At 65.7% G+C, this 18,295-nt stretch carries 13 protein-coding genes and 4 tRNA genes; 8 read left to right on the top strand and 9 right to left on the bottom strand.

Annotated features, from left to right (window positions below; translation table 11 throughout):
• Positions 1-104: 104 nt before the first annotated feature.
• A complete protein-coding gene (locus tag NKF27_RS13230; RefSeq protein ID WP_253552261.1) occupies positions 105-1,070 on the bottom strand; it encodes a MurR/RpiR family transcriptional regulator in 966 nt (321 codons plus the stop codon).
• Positions 1,071-1,225: 155 nt separating this feature from the next.
• Here NKF27_RS13230 and NKF27_RS13225 point away from each other — a divergent pair, with 155 nt between their 5' ends.
• The 3 genes from NKF27_RS13225 (at position 1,226) to NKF27_RS13215 (ending at position 5,410) form a co-directional block, all read left to right on the top strand.
• Entirely contained in the window at positions 1,226-2,560 is a 1,335-nt protein-coding gene (locus tag NKF27_RS13225; protein ID WP_253552259.1) for an aspartate aminotransferase family protein, read from the top strand.
• 97 nt (positions 2,561-2,657) lie between these two features.
• Entirely contained in the window at positions 2,658-3,218 is a 561-nt protein-coding gene (locus NKF27_RS13220; RefSeq protein WP_253552257.1) for a carboxymuconolactone decarboxylase family protein, read from the top strand.
• Positions 3,219-3,400: 182 nt separating this feature from the next.
• Entirely contained in the window at positions 3,401-5,410 is a 2,010-nt protein-coding gene (locus NKF27_RS13215; protein WP_253552249.1) for an SLC13 family permease, read from the top strand.
• 60 nt (positions 5,411-5,470) lie between these two features.
• Here the strand turns inward: NKF27_RS13215 and NKF27_RS13210 are convergent, their stop codons facing one another.
• The 4 genes from NKF27_RS13210 to betI all read right to left on the bottom strand — a co-directional run bounded on the left by NKF27_RS13210 (position 5,471) and on the right by betI (position 12,256).
• Entirely contained in the window at positions 5,471-7,921 is a 2,451-nt protein-coding gene (locus NKF27_RS13210) for an acyl-CoA dehydrogenase (protein ID WP_253552247.1), read from the bottom strand.
• Between the two features lie 229 nt (positions 7,922-8,150).
• Positions 8,151-9,926, bottom strand: a complete 1,776-nt coding sequence (betA, locus tag NKF27_RS13205) for a choline dehydrogenase (protein ID WP_253552245.1) — start codon at positions 9,924-9,926, stop codon at positions 8,151-8,153.
• Between the two features lie 78 nt (positions 9,927-10,004).
• Positions 10,005-11,474 carry a betaine-aldehyde dehydrogenase gene (betB, locus tag NKF27_RS13200; RefSeq protein ID WP_253552237.1) on the bottom strand — a complete coding sequence of 490 codons (1,470 nt, stop codon included), beginning with the start codon at positions 11,472-11,474 and terminating at the stop codon, positions 10,005-10,007.
• A 161-nt stretch (positions 11,475-11,635) separates the two neighbouring features.
• On the bottom strand, positions 11,636-12,256 hold the full coding sequence (gene betI / locus NKF27_RS13195; protein WP_181248622.1) for a transcriptional regulator BetI: 621 nt from the start codon (positions 12,254-12,256) through the stop codon (positions 11,636-11,638).
• Between the two features lie 321 nt (positions 12,257-12,577).
• Here betI and NKF27_RS13190 point away from each other — a divergent pair, with 321 nt between their 5' ends.
• The 5 genes from NKF27_RS13190 to NKF27_RS13170 all read left to right on the top strand — a co-directional run bounded on the left by NKF27_RS13190 (position 12,578) and on the right by NKF27_RS13170 (position 14,421).
• Complete coding sequence (locus NKF27_RS13190) at positions 12,578-13,459, top strand: choline ABC transporter substrate-binding protein (protein ID WP_253556478.1); 882 nt, start codon at positions 12,578-12,580, stop codon at positions 13,457-13,459.
• A gap of 226 nt (positions 13,460-13,685) precedes the next feature.
• Positions 13,686-13,762: transfer RNA gene (locus NKF27_RS13185), tRNA-Met, on the top strand.
• A gap of 327 nt (positions 13,763-14,089) precedes the next feature.
• Positions 14,090-14,165 (top strand) — tRNA-Asn (locus NKF27_RS13180).
• Between the two features lie 46 nt (positions 14,166-14,211).
• A tRNA-Asn gene (locus tag NKF27_RS13175) sits at positions 14,212-14,287 on the top strand.
• Positions 14,288-14,345: 58 nt separating this feature from the next.
• A tRNA-Asn gene (locus NKF27_RS13170) sits at positions 14,346-14,421 on the top strand.
• A 201-nt stretch (positions 14,422-14,622) separates the two neighbouring features.
• Here the strand turns inward: NKF27_RS13170 and NKF27_RS13165 are convergent.
• The 4 genes from NKF27_RS13165 to NKF27_RS13150 form a co-directional block, all read right to left on the bottom strand.
• Positions 14,623-14,865: a type II toxin-antitoxin system Phd/YefM family antitoxin gene (locus NKF27_RS13165; protein ID WP_253552235.1), complete on the bottom strand. Its 243-nt coding sequence runs from the start codon at positions 14,863-14,865 to the stop codon at positions 14,623-14,625.
• 190 nt (positions 14,866-15,055) lie between these two features.
• Entirely contained in the window at positions 15,056-16,549 is a 1,494-nt protein-coding gene (locus NKF27_RS13160; protein WP_253552233.1) for a tripartite tricarboxylate transporter permease, read from the bottom strand.
• A 46-nt stretch (positions 16,550-16,595) separates the two neighbouring features.
• Positions 16,596-17,165, bottom strand: a complete 570-nt coding sequence (locus NKF27_RS13155; protein ID WP_253552231.1) for a tripartite tricarboxylate transporter TctB family protein — start codon at positions 17,163-17,165, stop codon at positions 16,596-16,598.
• Between the two features lie 92 nt (positions 17,166-17,257).
• A complete protein-coding gene (locus NKF27_RS13150; RefSeq protein WP_045994607.1) occupies positions 17,258-18,226 on the bottom strand; it encodes a tripartite tricarboxylate transporter substrate binding protein in 969 nt (322 codons plus the stop codon).
• Positions 18,227-18,295: the final 69 nt, after the last annotated feature.

The following is an 18,295-nucleotide window of genomic DNA, read 5'->3' as shown; positions in this document are numbered from 1 at the left end:
CCCGCCAAGTTGGCGGGCCCGCTTGCATTTCAGGGAGGCGTCGGCCTGACGGCGTTGTGGCTTGCGTACCGGCTGCCCTGGTCGCCGTCGGTTCTGCCTTGGCGCTACAGCGACGCCCCCAGCTCGCGAATCATCCTCTCGCGCCGCTTGAGGGCGGCCAGCCCCTCGTCGCCCAGGCGATCCGCCACCTCGGTCAGCAGGCCCTGGGCCAGCAGGAAGAAGGCGCCCATGGCGTTGGAGAAGAACAGGCTGTCGGTTGGCACCAGGAAACGGTATTCGGCGACCCGGGCAAGCGGAGACGACTCGCTGTCGGTCAGGGCGACCACCCGAATCCCCGCCCGCGCCGCCACCCGTGCGGTTTCCAGCACGCTGGTGGTGTAGGGAAAGCAGCTGATCACCACCAGCAGGTCCCCTTCATCCAGTTGCGCCAGGGCGTCGGCCACCCCCTGGTGTCCCGCATCCAGTTCCCCGGTATCGGCACGCAGCATGCCAAGCCCATAGGCCATGAACTGGGCCAGCGACGCAAACTGGCGTTGCCCGTGGACCCTGACCCGACGGGCGAGGGCCAGCAGCTCGACCACCCGGTCGTAGTCATCGGCGTCGAGTCGCTCGAGCAGGCCGGCGAAGTTGGCGCTCTCCTGGCGTCCGAGCCGGGCCAGCCGGGCGACACCCTGGCCCTGGTCGCGATCGGTCGAAAGCCTCGAGGCCAGGTCGCTGTAGAAGTGCTCGCCGCCATCGGCCAGGTCCCGCCGAAACACCGCCTGCAGCTCGCCGAAGCCCTCGAAGCCCAGGCGCTGGGCCAGCCGGGTCAAGGTCGAGGGATTCACCTCGAGCCGCCCGGCCAGCTCGCTGATCGAGGCCACCGCACTCGCCTGCGGCGACTCCAGCAGCGCCATCAGCACCCGCAACGATCGTTTGCCCAGACGAACGTCGCCGTCACCGGCCTGGATCTGCGCCGCCAGTGCTTGCAGGTCGCCGAGGGTGCTCGATTCACCGAGGCGAACAGGGCGGTGCTGAGCGCTCGGCTTGGCCGATGGCTTGGTGGCGGGCTTCGAGTCGCGAGAGGGCATGGCGTCTCCTTGAATGACGAGCGGGCCAGTGTGCCAGCTTGGCGGGCGTCTGTCCGGTGAGGCGTAGGCTCAACTTGCAAATATGCATTGTGGAAAAATAGAATGCATTTAATATTTGCATTTATGCGATGTCGTATCTACCTGCTGGAGGTTCCATGAGCCGCGTCTTTCACCGCCACCTCAAGGCGTCCTATCCCACCGCGGTGGCAGGCGATGGGCCCTATCTGATCGATGCCGCAGGCAAGCGCTACCTCGATGCCTGTGGCGGCGCGGCGGTGTCCTGCCTGGGCCATAGCGATCCCGAGGTGCAGGCCGCGATCAGCGACCAGGTCAAGCGCATGGCCTACGCCCATTCAAGCTTCTTTACTTCGGAGCCGATGGAGGCGCTGGCCGACTTCCTGGTCGATCGCGCGCCCCAGGGTATCGGCAGCGTCTACTTCGTCTCCGGTGGTTCCGAAGCGGTGGAAGCGGCGCTGAAGATGGCGCGCCAGTACTTTCTCGAGATCGGTCAGCCAGAGCGCACCCAGGTCATCGCCCGGCGCCAGAGCTACCATGGCAATACCCTGGGGGCGCTGGCCACCGGCGGCAACGCCTGGCGTCGGCGTCCCTTCGAACCGCTGTTGGCCGACACCACCCACGTCAGCCCCTGCTACGCCTACCGCGGCCAGCGCGCGGACGAAAGCGCCGAAGCCTACGGCGAACGACTCGCGCTGGAACTCGAGGACACCATTGAGCGGCTGGGGCCAGGCCGGGTCATGGCCTTCGTCGCCGAGCCGGTGGTGGGGGCGACCCTTGGCGCGGTGCCGGCGGTGCCCGGATACTTTCGGCGGGTGCGCGAGATCTGTGATCGTCACGGCATCCTGCTGATTCTCGATGAGGTGATGTGCGGCATGGGGCGCACCGGTAGCCTGTTTGCCTGCGAGCAGGAAGGCGTCAGCCCCGACCTTCTGACCGTGGCCAAGGGCCTGGGCGGGGGCTACCAGCCCATTGGCGCCACCCTGGCCAGTGCGCGTATCCGCGACACCATCGCCGAGGGCACCGGCTTCTTCCAGCATGGCCACACCTATATCGGCCACGCCACCGCCTGCGCCGCGGCGCTGGCAGTGCAGCGCGCGGTGGAGGAACGCGGCCTGCTTGCGCAGGTGCAGGCCAGGGGCGAGGCGCTGCGTGCTCGCCTCCAGCAGCGCTTCGGCGACCATCCACAGGTCGGCGATATTCGCGGACGCGGGCTGTTTCTGGGACTCGAGCTGGTGGCAGACCGGGGCAGCAAGGAGCCCTTCGACCCCGACCGGCGCCTTAACGCCGCGGTCAAGGCCGCCGCCATGGACCAGGGGCTGATGTGCTATCCCGCCGGCGGTACCCTGGACGGACGCCGTGGTGACCATGTGCTGCTGGCACCGCCCTATATCGTCGAGGAAGATCATCTCGACGAGATCGTCGACAAGCTCGACGCCGCCTTGCAGCAGGCGCTTGGCCAGGTGGGCCATTGAATCCGTGCCTGGCGCTTCGGCCCGCGCAACACCACTGACACACCAGGCCCGCCAAGGGGCGGGCTTGCTACCTTTTTCCCACGTACAGGATGACAGCATGACCCTTCGTTCCCGCTTGCCCGAGCTTGATGACGCCACCATGAGCGCGGAGCAGCGCCGGGTGCTCGACGATATCCTCAGCGGCCCCCGCGGCAACCTCGATGGTCCTTTCCTGGCCTGGGTGCACAGCCCGCAGCTTGCCGACCATGCCCAGCGCCTGGGCGCCTTCTGTCGCTATCACACCTCGCTTCCGCTGCGCCTTACCGAGCTCGCCATCCTGACCACCGCGGCCTGGTGGAAGTCCCAGGCGGAGTGGCAGATCCACGCCCCCATCGCCCTCAAGGCCGGCCTGTCCGAGTCGGTGGTCGAGGCGTTGCGAGAAGGCCGCCAACCGACCTTCGAGCGCAGCGACGAAGCCATCGTCCATCGCCTGGCCAGCGCTTTATATCAGCACCGGCGCGTCGACCAGGCCACTTACGACAAGGCAGTGGAGGCCTTCGGCGAGGAGGCTGTGGTGGAGCTCGTGGGCGTGCTCGGCTACTACGCCCTTGTGGCAATGACGCTGAACGTATTCGAGGTCCGTCGCGGCGACGAGCCGCTGCCCTTTGCCGAACCTTAGCCCTTTGACGAACCCTAACCCTTTGCCGAACCCCAGCCCTTTGACGAAGTCTCCTGGGCGCGCTGACGGGCTCTTTTAGACTACGCTGAATCAGCGGTACCCTGGCGCTTTCTCGACGACGCTTTCGCGACCTCCAGCACTCTGCAATCGCCCGTCAGGGCGCCGCCCAGGGAGGGGCCGGCATGGACGACAGTCTTCTGGTATTTATCGTGCTCGGGCTGACGCTGGCGGCGTTCGTCTGGGGGCGGTTTCGTTTCGATCTGGTGGCGCTGGCCTCCTTGCTGGCCTCGGTGGTGCTGGGTCTGGTGCCCGCCGACCAGGCCTTTTCCGGTTTTGGCCATCCGGCGGTGATCACCGTGGTGGCGGTGCTGGTGCTGTCCCGTGGCTTCGAGCGGGCCGGGGTGGTGGACGTGATCGCCGCTCAGGTGCTCAAGGTCGGCGACCGGCTCCTGTACCAGCTATTGGCGCTGACCGGCCTTGTCACCGTGCTGTCGGGCTTCATGAACAACGTGGGGGCGCTGGCGCTGCTGCTGCCGGTGGCCCTGCGGATGTCGCGCGAACACGATACCTCACCGTCGATCCTGCTGATGCCGCTGGCCTTCGGCTCGCTGCTGGGTGGCCTCACCACCCTGATCGGCACCCCGCCCAACATCATCATCTCGAGCTACCGCGCCAGCGTCGCCGGCGAGCGCTTCAGCATGTTCGACTTCTTTCCGGTGGGTGGCGCCGTGGCACTCGCCGGGGTTGCCTTTATCGTGCTGCTGGGCTGGCGCCTGGTGCCAAGGCGCACCGGCCAGGCCAGCCGCGACGCCATGTTCGATACCGCCCACTATCTGGTGGAGGTGCGGGTCGACGCCGATGCCCAGGCCCTGGGCTGGTCACTGCACAAGCTCAGGCGCAAGCTCGACGACAACGTGCCCGTGCTGGCACTGGTACGGGGCGGTCATCGCTACGCCGGCCACTCCTTCTATGGGGTGCTCAAGGAGGACGACATCCTGCTGCTGGAGGCCGGGCCCGAGGAGCTCAAGGCGCTGGAGGACCGAGCCGGATTGCGGGTCGGTCTGGCACCCGAGGAGGCGCCGGACCCTGATGCCGAGCCGACCGACAGCGATGATCAGGTGCGGTCCTCGGACAACGCAGCGGCCACGTCGACGTCGGCCCAGCCGTTGAACGCAGACGGCAACGCCGGGTCGGCTTCGCTGGCCCAGCGTACCCGGCAACTGGTCGACGAGGACGAGCAGGCGCGAGAGCGCCGCGTCACCCTGGACGAGACCCGAGAGGCGGCGCGGGGCACCGAGGACGGCGACGAGCGCCAGGACGACAAGGCCCCCGAAGACCTGCACCTGATCGAGGCGGTGGTGCGCAACGACGCCGCCATCAGTGGCCGCACCGCCGCCGAGCTGCGCCTGCACCATCAGTACGGCCTGCACCTGGTGGCGGTGGCCCGTGACGGTGGGCGCCTCAAGCAGCGTCTGCGCGATATTCGCTTTCGGCCCGGCGACGTGCTGCTGCTGCAGGGCGACCCCGAAGGGCTGGGGGAGAGCCTGACGGTGCTTGGCTGCCTGCCGCTGGCAGACCGGCGCCTGACCCTCGGCCAGCCGCGCCAGCTTGCGCTGTCGGTGGGCATCTTTGCCGTCGCCATCACGGCCATGCTGTTCGATCTGCTGCCGGCGGCGGTGGCCTTGTCGCTGGCCGCGCTGGTCACCCTGCTGGTGGGGGTGCTGCCGCTGCGTGAAGGCTACCGTGCCATCGACGGCCCGGTGGTGGTGTTGCTGGGGGCGATGATTCCGGTGGGGCAGTCGCTGGAGTCCAGCGGCGGGGCCGGCCTGATCGCCGATGCCATGCTCGGGCTTGGCAGCCAGTGGCCGCCCATCCTGGTGCTGGCGGGGCTCTTCATGGTCAGCACCTTGCTGTCCAACGTCATCAACAATGCGGCGGCGGCGCTGTTGATGGCGCCCATCGCGGCGAGTCTCGCCAGCGGTTTCGAGCTGTCGCTGGACCCCTTCCTGATGGTGGTGGCGATCAGCGCTTCCTGCGCCTTTCTGACGCCCATCGGCCACCAGTCCAACACCCTGGTGATGGGCCCCGCTGGCTATCACTTCAGCGACTACTGGCGCCTTGGCCTGCCGCTGACCCTGGTGGTGATGGTGGTCGCCATCCCGCTGATCATGCTGGTCTGGCCGCTGCAATAATGGCCAATGAAAACGCCCGGGCTGGGCCCGGGCGTCGTGGTGGTGCGCGAAACGTCGGCGCTACGCGGTGACGTTGTGGTGGTTCATCTTTTCCTTGTCGGTGACGAAGGCGTCGAAGGCGAAGTCGTCCACGCTCAGCATGTCGAGCACCTCGGCCTCGCGCTTGCGCATGAAGTCGGCATCCTCCTCGCTGATCAGACCCTCCTCGAGCGCGGCTTCCAGGCGTTCTTCCGGGTGCAGCGCCTGCACCGGCAGCTTGCCCTTGGAGTACGCCTTGTTGATCTGGCGATAGAGCACCTCGGCGCGGTCCTGGGTTTCCAGCAGGGCGTTGTAGCGCGCCACCGGGTTGTCCTGGACCTGGTCGTTGCTGTCCCAGGCGCCGACCAAGAGCTTCTTGCGCAGGGCGCTGTCGGTGGACACCGCACGGGCGATGGACCGGGCCAGGTCGTCGTGGGGGCGTGCCCAGCGGCGGCCCAGCGGCATCACCAGCACCTTCAGGGTCTTGCCCAGCGCCCGGTTGGGCAGGTTGTCGAAGACCTCGACGAAGGCTGTCTCGGCGCGGTTGAGCAGGAAGCGGCAGGCGTAGTGCATCAGTTCCGCCTCGCCCTCGACCTTGTCACCCTCGTGCCACTGCTTGATCACCATGCTCACCAGATAGAGGTTGGAGAGCACGTCACCCAGACGCGCCGAGAGCATCTCGCGCTGCTTGAGCTCGGCGCCCAGGCTCGCCATGGCGGCGTCGGCGCACAGGCTGAAGCCGGCGGACAGACGGGCCACGTCCTGGGCGTAGGGGCGGGCGACCTCGTCGAAGGGGCAGGACGGCTTGCCGATGCCCAGGCCCATGGTGAGGGCGCGGGCGGCGTTGCCGAAGATCAGCCCGGCATGGCGGAAGAACGCCCGGTCGAAGGCCTTGGCGTCATCGGCGTCCTTGGCCGCCAGTTCCTCCAGCACGTAGGGATGACAGCGGATCGCGCCCTGACCGAACACCATCAGGTTGCGGGTCATGATGTTGGCGCCTTCCACGGTGATCGCCACCGGGTTGGCGCTGTAGCCGATGCCCAGGTAGTTGCGCGGGCCCAGGGTCACCGCCTTGCCGCCGTGGATGTCCATGGCGTCGGCCAGGATGTCACGCTGGAACTCGGTCAGCTGGCTCTTGAGGATGGTCGATGGCACCGCCGGCGCCTGGCCGTGGTCGATGGTGTTGGCGGTCTGATAGACCGCCGCCTGAGCGATGTAGGCCTTGGCGGTAAGACGTGCCAGCGGCTCCTGAATGCCCTCCATCTCGGCCACCGGCACATTGAACTGGCGACGGATGCGGGCGAAGCCGCCGGCCCAGCCGATGGCGTAGCGGCCAGTACCGGTAGCGCCGGAGGGCAGGGTGATGCAGCGGCCGACCGACAGACACTCGATCAGCATGCGCCAGCCTTCGCCGGCCATCTCGGGGCCACCGATGATGGTGTCCAGCGGCACGAACACGTCCTTGCCACGAATCGGACCGTTCATGAAGGGGCTGCCGATGGGGTGGTGGCGGCGGCCGATCTCCATGCCGTCGGTGTCACGCGGTACCAGCGCGCAGGTGATGCCGAGGTCCTCGGTGTCGCCCAGCAGGTGGTCCGGGTCGAACATGCGGAAGGCCAGGCCAACCACGGTGGCGATGGGCGCCAGGGTGATCCAGCGCTTGTTGAAGGTCAGGCGCAGGCCCAGCACTTCCTTGCCGTCGATTTCCTGCTTGCACACGATGCCGACGTCCGGCAGCGAAGTAGCGTCGGAGCCGGCGCGGGGGCCGGTCAGGCCGAAGCAGGGGATCTCGCGGCCGTCGGCCAGGCGGGGCAGGTAGTGGTCCTTCTGCTCCTGGGTGCCGTACTTGAGCAGCAGCTCACCCGGACCCAGCGAGTTGGGGACACCCACGGTGGACATCAGGGTCTCGTTGACCGCGAGCTTCTGCAGCACCGCCGACTGGGCCTTGGCTGAGAAGCCGAGACCGCCGTACTCCTTGGGAATGATCATGCCGAAGAAGCGTTCCTTCTTCAGGTAGTCCCACAGCTCCGGCGGCAGGTCGGCGCGCTCGCGGGCGATGTCCCAGGCGTTGCACATGCCGGCGGCCACGGTGCACTGATGGTCGATGAAGGCGCGTTCCTCGCCGCTGAGGCCGTCATCCTTGAAGTCGAGCAGGCGCTGCCAGTCAGGACGGCCGGAGAACAGCTCACCGTCCCAGGCCACGCTGCCGGCCTCCAGCGCAGTACGCTCGGTATCCGATACGCGGGGGGCGACCTTCTTGAACATGGCGAACAGACGTGGCGACAGCCAGCCATGGCGCAGCGCCGGCAGGCCGCAGACGGCGATGACGGCGGCGATGATCAGCAGCAGTACGCCGACGAATTCGGCGTCGAGGACCAGGCCCGCGACCCCGAGAATGGCGGGCAGGGCGGCGGCAGGCGCGGCCCCGGCCTCGCGGCGGGCGATGGCGATCAGGCCAACGACCGCAAAGATGAGCAGGAGCAGGCTGAGCATGGGCGGTTCTCCTTGGAGAGCGATGAGAGGAAGTGTGGTTGTAATAAAACGCCTGTTTGAATTCTTGCAGATTAGCCCATCGCCTGACAACCGGCCATCGAAAACCTTGCCTCTTGCACCATGGTCGAACTAGAGGTCTCTTAGCTGCACAAAAAAGGCCCCGTGAAAGTCACGGGGCCAAGTCGATGTCGTCTAAATCGTGTCGCCGCCAACGGCAGCTTTTCCGGCGTCAGCCAGGCTGCGCTGTGCTATCAGAACTTGCACCGGCACCAGCACGCGCGGAGAGGCGCCGCTCGCTCTGTGTCGGATGGGCCTCCTCGAGCCGGCGCTGCGGCGGCTTCTGGGCCGGGGCGCCGTTGGCCACGTAGTAGGGCGCCTGGCTCGGCGGCAGCGGCTCGCGGCCACGGATCTTGTCGGCCATGCGCTCGGCCAGCATGATCGTCGGCGCGTTGAGGTTGCCGGTGGGAATCACCGGGAACAGCGAGGCGTCGACCACCCGCAGGCTTTCTACCCCGTGCACGCGTCCGCCGCCGTCGACCACGCAGTCGTCACCCTCGCCCATGCGGCAGGTGCCACAGGGGTGATAGGCGGTCTCGGCGTGGCGGCGCACGAAGGCGTCGAGCTCATCGTCGCTCTGCACGTCCGGCCCCGGCGAGATCTCGCGGCCGCGGAACTCGTCCATGGCCGGCTGGGCGATGATCTCGCGGGTCAGGCGAATGGCGTCGCGGAACTCTTCCCAGTCCTTTTCGGTGGACATGTAGTTGAACAGGATCGAGGGCGCGGCCTTGGGATCGACCGAGGTCAGCCGTACGCGGCCTTCGCTCTGGGAGCGCATCGAGCCGACGTGGGCCTGGAAGCCATGGGCCTGCACCGCGCTCTTGCCGTTGTAGCTGATGGCGATCGGCAGGAAGTGGTACTGCAGGTTCGGCCAGGCTTCCTCTTCGCTGGTGCGGATGAAACCGGCGGCCTCGAACTGGTTGCTGGCGCCCACGCCGCTGCCCTTGAACAGCCATTCGGCGCCGATCGCCGGCTGGTTGTACCACTTCAGCGCCGGGTACAGCGAGATCGGCTTCTTGCACTCGTACTGGATGTACATCTCCAGGTGGTCCTGCAGATGGGCACCGACGTTGTCGTTGACGTGGACCGCCTCGATGCCGAGCTCCGCCAGCAGGTCCGCCGGGCCGATGCCCGAGCGCTGCAGGATCTGCGGCGAGGCGATGGCGCCGGCGCACAGCAGCACCTCGCGACGGGTGCGCACCTCCTGGGTCTGGCCCTTGCGCTGATAGCGCACGCCCACCGCACGCTTGCCCTCGAACAGGATGACGTCGGTGGTGGCTCGGGTCTCGATGGTCAGGTTGGGGCGCTTCTTGGCCTCGTCCAGATAGCCACGCGCGGTGGAGGCGCGGCGTCCCTGAGGCGTGACGAAGCGGTCCATGGGGCCGAAGCCTTCCTGCTGGTAGCCGTTGACGTCCTCGGTGGCCGGGTAGCCCGCCTGCTGACCCGCCTCGATAAAGGCGTGGTAGAGCGGGTTGTTGCCGGGCTTCGGGGTGGCCACGCATACCGGGCCGTCGCCGCCATGGTAGTCATTGGGGCCGATATCGCGGGTCTCGGCCTTCCTGAAGTAGGGCAGGCAGTTGGCGTAGTGCCAATCCTCGAGCCCGTCGCGCTTGGCCCAGCCGTCATAGTCCAGGGCGTTGCCACGGATGTAGCACATGCCGTTGATCAGCGAAGAGCCGCCAAGGCCCTTGCCGCGACCGCACTCCATGCGGCGATTGTCCATGTGCGGCTCGGGGTCCGTCTCGAAGGCCCAGTTGTAGCGCTTGCCCTGCAACGGGTAGGCCAGCGCTGCCGGCATCTGGGTGCGGAAGTCGAAGCGGTGGTCCTTGCCGCCGGCTTCCAGCAGCAGGACCTGGACGTCCGGGTCCTCGGTCAGACGAGTGGCGAGGACGTTGCCGGCGGAGCCGGCGCCGATGATGACGTAGTCGAATTCACGGAGCTGTGACATGTGACGCCTCCCTGAAGGCAATGGGGTGACCGGGTCAGGCGTGACGCGGTGTTCGAGTGCTGTCGCGACGGGCCGGCCTTAGAAGACCGACTCGAAGGGGCCCATTTCGACCTGGACCGACTTGGTCTGGGTGTAGTGGGCCAGGGTCTCGATGCCGTTCTCGCGGCCGACGCCGGACTGCTTGTAGCCACCCACCGGCATTTCGGCCGGGGACTCGCCCCAGGTGTTGATCCAGCAGATGCCGGCTTCCAGGCGATGGATCAGGCGATGCGCACGGTTGAGGCTCTCGGTGAAGACGCCGGCGGCCAGGCCATAGGTGGTGGCGTTGGCGCGCTCGAGCACTTCCTCGTCGGAGTCGAAGCCGAGCACCGACATCACCGGGCCGAAGATCTCTTCACGCACGATGCGCATGTCATCGGTGCAGTCGGTGAACACCGTGGGGGCCGCCCAGGCGCCCTTGGCCCAGTCGCCCTGGTCCCAGGAGTCGCCGCCGGCCAGTACCCGGGCGCCTTGCTGCTTGCCCAGCTCGATGTAGGACAGCACCTTCTCCTGGTGCTCGAAGCTGACCAGCGGGCCGAAGTTGACCGAGGGGTCCATCGGGTCGCCGGCCTTGATGCGCGCCACGCGCTCCTCGAGCAGTGCCTCGAATTCGTCCTTGACGGCGTTGTCGACGAACACCCGGGTGCCGTTGGTGCAGATCTGGCCGCTGGAGTAGAAGTTGGCCATCATCGCCGCGTCGGCGGCACGGACCAGGTCGGCGTCACGGCAGACGATCAGCGGCGACTTGCCGCCAAGCTCCATGGTGACGTCCTTGAGGCTGGAGGCGGCGGAGGCCGACATCACCTTCTTGCCGGTGCCCACCTCGCCGGTGAACGAGACCTTGGCGATGTCCGGGTGGCCGGTGATCGCCTGGCCCACCTCGGCCTCGCCATGGACGACGTTGAACACGCCATCGGGCAGACCGGCTTCGGTGAACACCTCGGCCAGGATCATGGTGGTCAGCGGGGTGACCTCGCTGGGCTTGAACACCACGGCGTTGCCGGCGGCCAGCGCCGGGGCGGACTTCCAGCAGGCGATCTGGATCGGGTAGTTCCAGGCGCCGATGGAACCGATGACGCCCAGCGGCTCGCGGCGGGTGTAGACGAAGCTGTCTTCACGCAGCGGAATCTGGCTGCCTTCGATGGCGGCGGCGAGGCCGGCGTAGTATTCGAGCACGTCGGCGCCGGTAACGATATCGACGGTGGACGTCTCGCTGAACGGCTTGCCGGTGTTGCGGGTCTCGAGCTCGGCGATCTCGTCGTTACGCTCGCGCAGCAGCGCCACGGCGCGGTTGAGGATGCGTCCGCGCTCCATGCCGGACATCGCGCCCCACACCTTCTGGCCGCGCTGGGCCGCGGCGACAGCGGCGTCCACGTCGGCCTGGCTTGCCACCTGCACGTCGGCCAGGTGGCTGCCATCGTAGGGGTTGGTGACGCTGAAGGTCTCGTTGGAGGTGGCGTCGGTCAGACGGCCGTCGATGTAGAGCTTCTGGAGTTCGAGAGTTGCCATGGCATCCTCCTGTCGAAAGGGCATGTGTCAGCAAGCTGACAGCGATGTCGGGGCGATAAGTGAAGAGCAAGAATGTGCGCGTGAGTGGCGCAGGTGTTGAGCCTGCCCACTCGGTCTGCCTGAGATCCGGCTCGAGGCTCGGGGCCTTAGCCGGAAGAGACTCAGGCCGGTTCGGGTTCGTGAGCCGCAGCGGGCGCGTGGCTGTCGAGCAGTCGATTCAGGTACTCCCGCGCCAGCTGGCGGGCCTGGACCGCGTCCAGGCCTTCCGGCGACAGGGTGCCGCGCAGCCACAGACCGTCGATCATCGCGGCCAGGCCATTGGCGGCGCGCTGGGCCTCGTGTCGGGGCATCAGCCGGCGAAACTGGTAGCACAAATTGGCGTACAGCCGCCGGTCGTTGATCTTCTGCAGCCGCTGCAGGTCGGCCTTGTGCATCGAGTTGGCCCAGAAGGCGAGCCAGGTGCCGGCAGCGCGGGCGTTGGTCTGGGAGGCGTCGAAGTTGCCGTCGATGATCGCTTCCAGATGGGCACGGGGGCTTGAGTCGCTCAGCGCCTTGCGCCGCGCCGCCACGGCCTGGCCCAGGTCGTGCTGGATCTGGCGCATGGTTGCCTCCAAGAGGCCATCCTTGCCACCGAAGTAGTGGCTGATGATGCCGGCGGAGACCCCGGCGTGGCGGGCGATGCGCATGATGGTGGCATCGGCAAGCCCCACCTCGTGGATCGCCGCCATGGTCGCCTGGATCAGCTGCTGGCGGCGGATCGGCTCCATTCCTACCTTGGGCATGACAGACCTCCGTGCCGTTCGCCCTCGAACATTGAGGTGCCCGAGAGGTGAATCTGTTGATGCGCGTCCCGAGCGGTATCGAGCTCAAGAGTTGAATCTAGTGACTTGCTCCTCGAGGCACCCCCGAGGTTAGGATGTAGAGAGTATGCCTTTTATTGATTGGACGTTCAATCAAAATCTGGTCGATTCAACGGCACAGTCGTGAACAGGCCACCATACTGCAACCGATAACCTTAAAAGGAGTGCATCATGACGACCCCGACGATTCCCGCTCTGTCCGTGCTGGCGGCTGCCATCGCCGGCCTTGCCGCCCCCCAGGCGATGGCCGCCGATGACAGCTGCCAGCCGGTGCGTTTCGCCGAAGTCGGCTGGACCGACATCACCGCCACCACCGCCTTGACCACCGAAGTGCTGAAGGCCATGGGCTACGAGACGCGTATCGACACCGTTTCGGTGCCGATCGCCTACTCGGGCATGAAGAACGACGACTTCGACGTCTTTCTCGGCAACTGGATGCCGTCCATGGCGTCCATCAGCGACCCCTACGTCGAGCAGGGCGATGTCGACCGCCTGGGGGCCAACCTGGAAGGGGCCAAGTACACCCTGGCGGTGCCGCAGTACGTCTACGACGCCGGTGTCACCTCGGTGGCGGATCTCGACGAGCACGCCGACAAGTTCAATAACGAACTCCACGGCATCGAGGCCGGAAATGACGGCAACGAGCTGATCCAGCAGATGATCGACGATGACGCCTTTGGGCTCGGCGACTGGTCGCTGATCGACTCGAGCGAGGCCGGCATGCTGGCGGAGCTGCGTGCCCGCGTCCCCGACGAGACCTGGATGGTGTTCCTCGGCTGGGAGCCGCATCCCATGAACACCAACTTCGATATGGCTTACCTGGAAGGCGCCGACGACTACTTCGGCCCCGACCTGGGCGGCGCCACCGTCTACACCAACACCCGTGCCGGCTACACCGACGCCTGCCCCAACGTCGGTGCGCTGCTCAACAACCTGAGCTTCACCCTGGAGATGGAAAACCAGCTGATGGGCACCATCATGGATGACGGCACCGCTCCGGACGAGGCCGCCCGCGACTACCTCAAGGCCAACCCGGAGCTGCTCGCCTCCTGGCTCGAAGGCGTGGAGACCGCCGATGGCGAGCCTGCCATCGAGGTGGTCAAGGCGGAGCTGGGTGTTGAATAAGGCAAAGCTGGGTGTGGAATAAGCCAGAGCTGGGTGTCGAATAAGCCAGCGCTGGGGCGCTGAACAAGCCTGAGCTGACTGTCTAACAAGCCCAGAGCGTTCCCGGCCGGGGGAGAGCAGGCAAGCCCGCCGTCGAAAATTTCGCAGGCGGGCTTGCCAAGTTCATGAACGGTGTGCATAATTCTCCCCCGTCGACACGGCGCTTTTGCCGTATGACGACCCAAAAGGCTACGTAGCTCAGTTGGTTAGAGCACATCACTCATAATGATGGGGTCCCCTGTTCGAGTCAGGGCGTAGCCACCAGGATCTAGAAAGCACCCGCTGACCTCGGTCAGCGGGTGCTTTCGTATGCGGCGGGTTTTTTGCCTCCCGTCGGCCATCGTCTGGCACGGCCTTTCAGCGTTTGTGACCCGCCCGCACCTGCCCGGTGGGCGAGGGGCCAACGTTCAGGGCAGGGCTTCAGGGCAGGGCTTCAGGACGTGCAGTGCACCGTGACGGCAGCCAGAGCCTCCCCGAACCGAGGTTACGAGGCGGATCAGCGGGTTAAGCCAGTCCTTGGGTCAACAAAAGCGCAACCGGGCTTGACGATCTCGGAGCGATCCGTATACTACGCCCCGTGCTTGAGGCGATTCCCCGATAGCTCAGTTGGTAGAGCAAATGACTGTTAATCATTGGGTCGCAGGTTCGAGTCCTGCTCGGGGAGCCAACCGCAACGGTTGATCCCGCGTCACGCACCGACAATTCAAGGTAATTCCCCGATAGCTCAGTTGGTAGAGCAAATGACTGTTAATCATTGGGTCACAGGTTCGAGTCCTGTTCGGGGAGCCATCTTGCCTTGCAGCATTGCTGACATTGTCGCCAAGCTTGAAGTACTGCACATCGTTGTTCCCCGATAGCTCAGTTGGTAGAGCAAATGACTGTTAATCATTGGGTCACAGGTTCGAGTCCTGTTCGGGGAGCCAGTGCTGATTTTTGGTGTTTTCCCTTTCCTGCCGTCTCTTTTCTTTATTGAAATTATCCGGGATTTCCGTCCCAGGATTTGCTTCATGCTTTGCGTTTTTCTGCCGCATTCTTGCTGAGGCCTGCGATGCCTGAGTGTAAAAAGCGGTGTCGCAGAAAGTTTGCACTCGGGGCGAAGCGTTCTCTCTAGCCTGTCTGCCAAGTCACCATTTTAGTTCTCGCTCGCACTGGCCGAGATCGGTTTCCAGCCCTTCCCTGATCGATTCGCCCATGGCAGGTAGGGAAGCCAGGTGGAGGCTTTCCAGGATGGCGCGCCAGTCATCTTCCGCCAGCAAGACGGCGTCACCTCTTCTACCGGTGATGATAATAGGTTCGTGGCTTTCCAATGCCTTGTCGATCAAGGCTTCAAGCTCAGCGCGAGCATTCTCGACGGTTACTGTAGTCATCGGCCACCTCCTGTTGGATAAGCTTAGGACAGGATGGGCTTCTGGCCGTCAGGCCGCGCGACTCAGATAGCGTTGTTGGCACCCGCGTATGACTCAGCAAAAAAATCGCCCTCGTTGCCTGATCGGCAGCGAGGGCGATGTCGTTTCTGCGAGGGGGGCTGGAGATTCGCCAGTGTGTGGCTTTATCACCTTAGCCCATCGCAGCGGCCCGGGTCCTCGCCCGCTTGCGCAGAGCAATGACGATGGTGGTGCCCAGAAGCAGCACGGCGATGGCGATCAAGCTTGCGCTGATCGGGCGCGAGAAGAAGATGCCGAGGTCACCCTGTGACATGGCCAGCGAGCGACGAAGCTCGCTCTCGGCAATGGGGCCGAGCACCAGGCCAAGAATGATCGAGACCAGCGGGAACTTAATCTTCTCCAGCAGGAAGCCGAGCACCCCGAAGCCAAGCATCAGCCAGACGTCGAACATCGAGTTGCGCACCGAGTAGGTACCGACGATGCAGCACATCAGGATGATCGGGCCCAGCGCCGAGTAGGGCACGTTGAGCAGTCGGGTGAACAGTTTGATGAATGGCTTGGAGAACGCCAGGATCATGAAGTTCACCACGAACAGCCCAGCGAACACCGCGTAGATCAGGTCGCTCGAGGTCAGCATGAACATCGGCCCCGGCTGCAGACCATGCATGATGAAGGCGCCGAGGATGATCGCGGTGGTACCGCTTCCCGGAATACCGAGCGCGAACAGCGGCACCAGGGCGCCCATGGCGGCGGCGTTGTTGGCGGCTTCCGGTGCAGCGATACCTTCCGGTGCGCCCTTGCCGAACTTCTCCGGGTGCTTGGACCAGCGCACGGTCTCGCTGTAGCTGACCATGGCGGCGGTGCTGGCGCCGATGCCCGGCAGGATGCCGATGATGACGCCGAGGATGGATGAGCGTGACAGGGTGACGCCGATCTTCTTCAGGATGGGGGCGTCGAAGATCTTGATCTTGACCTTGGTCAGCGGCTGTTCGGCGTCACGGCTCAAGGAACGCTTCATCACCTCGGATACCGCGAACAGCCCGACGATGACCGGAATCAGCCCGACCCCCTCGGCCAGGTTGAGGTTGTCAAAGGTATAGCGGCTGGTGCCGGTGAGCGGGTCGATGCCGATGGTGGCGATCAACAGGCCCAGGGTGGCACCGATCAAGCCGAGGATCAGCCGGCCACCGAGGGAGGCCACCACGGTCAGGCCGAGGATGGCGAGTGCAAAGTACTCGGGGGAGGAGAACTTCAGCGCCACCGAGGCCAGCATCGGGGTGAAGATGATCAGCGCGATGGTGCCGACCAGCCCGCCCACCGCCGAGCTCAGCACGCCGATGCCCAGCGCCTTGCCGGCCTCGCCCTGCTGGGTCATGGGGTAGCCGTCGAAGGCCGTCATCACCGCTTCCGGCGTGCCCGGGGCGCGATAGAGGATGGCGGTGATCAGCCCCGAGAAGACGGTGGAGCCGTAGATGGCGGTCAGCAGCATGAACGCCTGGGTGGGCTCCATGCCGTAGGTGACCGGCAGCAGGATGACCACCAGGATCACGCCGCTGATGCCCGGCAGCGCGCCACCGATAAAGCCGATGAACACGGCCGAAGTCAGGATCAACAGGTTCATGGGCTGGAAGACCACGCCTAGCCCACTGAGAAAACTCTCCAGCATCGTCAGCTCCCGCGAAATACTGGTGGAAAATCGTACCGGCTGGGTGTCATGGCAAGGGGATGCCCAGCAGGGTGGAGAACACGCCCTGGATCAGCGCAACGGCGATGACCACGGTGGCAAGCAGGGCCGCCCAGTGGCGCGCGCCAAGCAACAAGGTGCAGGCCAGGGTGAAGATCACGGTGGCCAGCAAAAAACCGATGGCCGGCATCAGCAGGGTGTAGGCAACGGTGGTGCCCATCAGCCACCAGTGGCGGTTGGCGGCAAGAAACCCAGGGTCAAGAGCAACGCCGGCAGCTTCGGTGGTGCTGTCGGCGGCGTTGTCGGTGGCGCTGTCCTGGCCGGCGTCAGCCTGTTGGCCGGGTTCGGTCGCCGGGGTTTTCTCCATCGCGGCCTTGGCCTCGGCGTCGCTGGCACGCTCCTTGGCCTGGCTCATGCGGGTGGAGACCAGCAGGGTCGCCGACAGCACGATCAGCAGGAGCAACAGCGACAGCGGCCACAGGCGCGGGCCGATAAAGGTCGAGACGTCCTCGGAGCTCGGGAAATCAAGCGTCGGCACCAAGGTGACGGCGGCCAGTACCAGCAACAGGACGGCAAAGACGGTGAACTTGGTATGCATGGTGAGGCTCGGTTCACGGCGGGCCAGCGGGAGCGAGTCCCGTCAGCGCAAGGTGAGGGGCCGGGTAGTACCCGGCCCGCCAGTCCACGGGATCAGGTGTTTTCCAGAAGCCGCGTGTAGAGTTCCAGGTTCTGCTCGAGCTTCTCGCGGTAGTCGTCGCTACCCAGCCAGCCCTCGCGGTAGTGCAGGTTCACCCGCTCTTCGTACTCCTGGTAGGTCTCGGAGTCGTAGACGCTCTTCAGCGTGGACTCGAGCTTCTCGACGATGGCGTCCGGGGTGTCGGCGTGGACGAAGATGCCGCGTTCGTTGCCGTCGGTCAGGTCCCAGCCGTTCTCGACGGTGGTGGGGATGTCCGGGAAGTTCTCCAGACGCTCTTCGGCGAACACCAGGATCGGCATCATCTCGCCGGATTCCATGTAGCTCAGCACAGAGCTGATCTCGCCGAACAGGCCATCGATGTTGCCGCCCATGACGTTGGCGGCGACGCTGCCTTCCTCGTCGTAGGGGATGAAGCTGATGTCCAGTCCGGTGGCGTCACGGAATGACAGGAAGGCCATGCGGTCGGGGCTGGCCGCGTGGGTGCCGCCGATGATGACCTGACCCGGGTTGGCCTTGGCGTGCTCCATGAAGGCGTCGAAGTCGGCGTACTTGTCCGGATCGACGATCAGCGTCATCACGTCGGACTGCATGCGCGCCACCGGGGTGAGCTGGTCGAGGCCGGTGGGGTTCTGGCCGGCGGCAAGCGAGGTGACCAGGGTCGAGGAGGCGAAGTCCAGGGTGTGGCCGTCGGCGTCGCCGTTGGCGGTACGCTGGTGGGCCAGGGCGCCGGAGGCGGACGGCAGGTTGACCACCGTCACGCGGGTGTCCATGGCCTCTTCAAGCAGCGGCTTGATGGTGCGCGCGAAGTTGTCGGTACCGCCACCGGCGCCGGCGGCGACCAGGAACTGCAGCGGCTTGGAGGGGAAGTCGGCCGCCTCGTCGGCGGACAGCGCGGCGGGGCTCGCAACGACGAGCGACAGGCCGAGGGCGCTGGCGGTGATGATCGCGTTTCGGGTGATCATGGCGTTCTCCTGGGGGTGGTTGTTGTGGTTGAGCATGGGCAGATGCCCAGTGGTTGCCAGGTGGCCCGA

This window comes from Halomonas sp. DN3 (genome assembly GCF_024137905.1).
In the GTDB taxonomy this organism is placed as follows: Bacteria; Pseudomonadota; Gammaproteobacteria; order Pseudomonadales; family Halomonadaceae; genus Halomonas; species Halomonas litopenaei.
The sequence above is the reverse complement of the archived record's forward strand: the minus strand, read 5'-3'. Positions and strand labels throughout refer to the sequence as shown.

Excerpts from the sequence above, each read along its gene's own strand:
- betA (WP_253552245.1), bottom strand. The coding sequence starts at position 9,926 with ATGTCACAGCTCCGTGAATTCGACTACGTCATCATCGGCGCCGGCTCC.
- NKF27_RS13165 (WP_253552235.1), bottom strand. The coding sequence starts at position 14,865 with ATGACTACAGTAACCGTCGAGAATGCTCGCGCTGAGCTTGAAGCCTTG.
- NKF27_RS13215 (WP_253552249.1), top strand. The coding sequence starts at position 3,401 with ATGGACGACAGTCTTCTGGTATTTATCGTGCTCGGGCTGACGCTGGCG.
- NKF27_RS13210 (WP_253552247.1), bottom strand. The coding sequence starts at position 7,921 with ATGCTCAGCCTGCTCCTGCTCATCTTTGCGGTCGTTGGCCTGATCGCC.
- betB (WP_253552237.1), bottom strand. The coding sequence starts at position 11,474 with ATGGCAACTCTCGAACTCCAGAAGCTCTACATCGACGGCCGTCTGACC.
- betI (WP_181248622.1), bottom strand. The coding sequence starts at position 12,256 with ATGCCCAAGGTAGGAATGGAGCCGATCCGCCGCCAGCAGCTGATCCAG.
- NKF27_RS13155 (WP_253552231.1), bottom strand. The coding sequence starts at position 17,165 with ATGCATACCAAGTTCACCGTCTTTGCCGTCCTGTTGCTGGTACTGGCC.
- NKF27_RS13190 (WP_253556478.1), top strand. The coding sequence starts at position 12,578 with ATGGCCGCCGATGACAGCTGCCAGCCGGTGCGTTTCGCCGAAGTCGGC.
- NKF27_RS13220 (WP_253552257.1), top strand. The coding sequence starts at position 2,658 with ATGACCCTTCGTTCCCGCTTGCCCGAGCTTGATGACGCCACCATGAGC.
- NKF27_RS13150 (WP_045994607.1), bottom strand. The coding sequence starts at position 18,226 with ATGATCACCCGAAACGCGATCATCACCGCCAGCGCCCTCGGCCTGTCG.
- NKF27_RS13225 (WP_253552259.1), top strand. The coding sequence starts at position 1,226 with ATGAGCCGCGTCTTTCACCGCCACCTCAAGGCGTCCTATCCCACCGCG.
- NKF27_RS13230 (WP_253552261.1), bottom strand. The coding sequence starts at position 1,070 with ATGCCCTCTCGCGACTCGAAGCCCGCCACCAAGCCATCGGCCAAGCCG.
- NKF27_RS13160 (WP_253552233.1), bottom strand. The coding sequence starts at position 16,549 with ATGCTGGAGAGTTTTCTCAGTGGGCTAGGCGTGGTCTTCCAGCCCATG.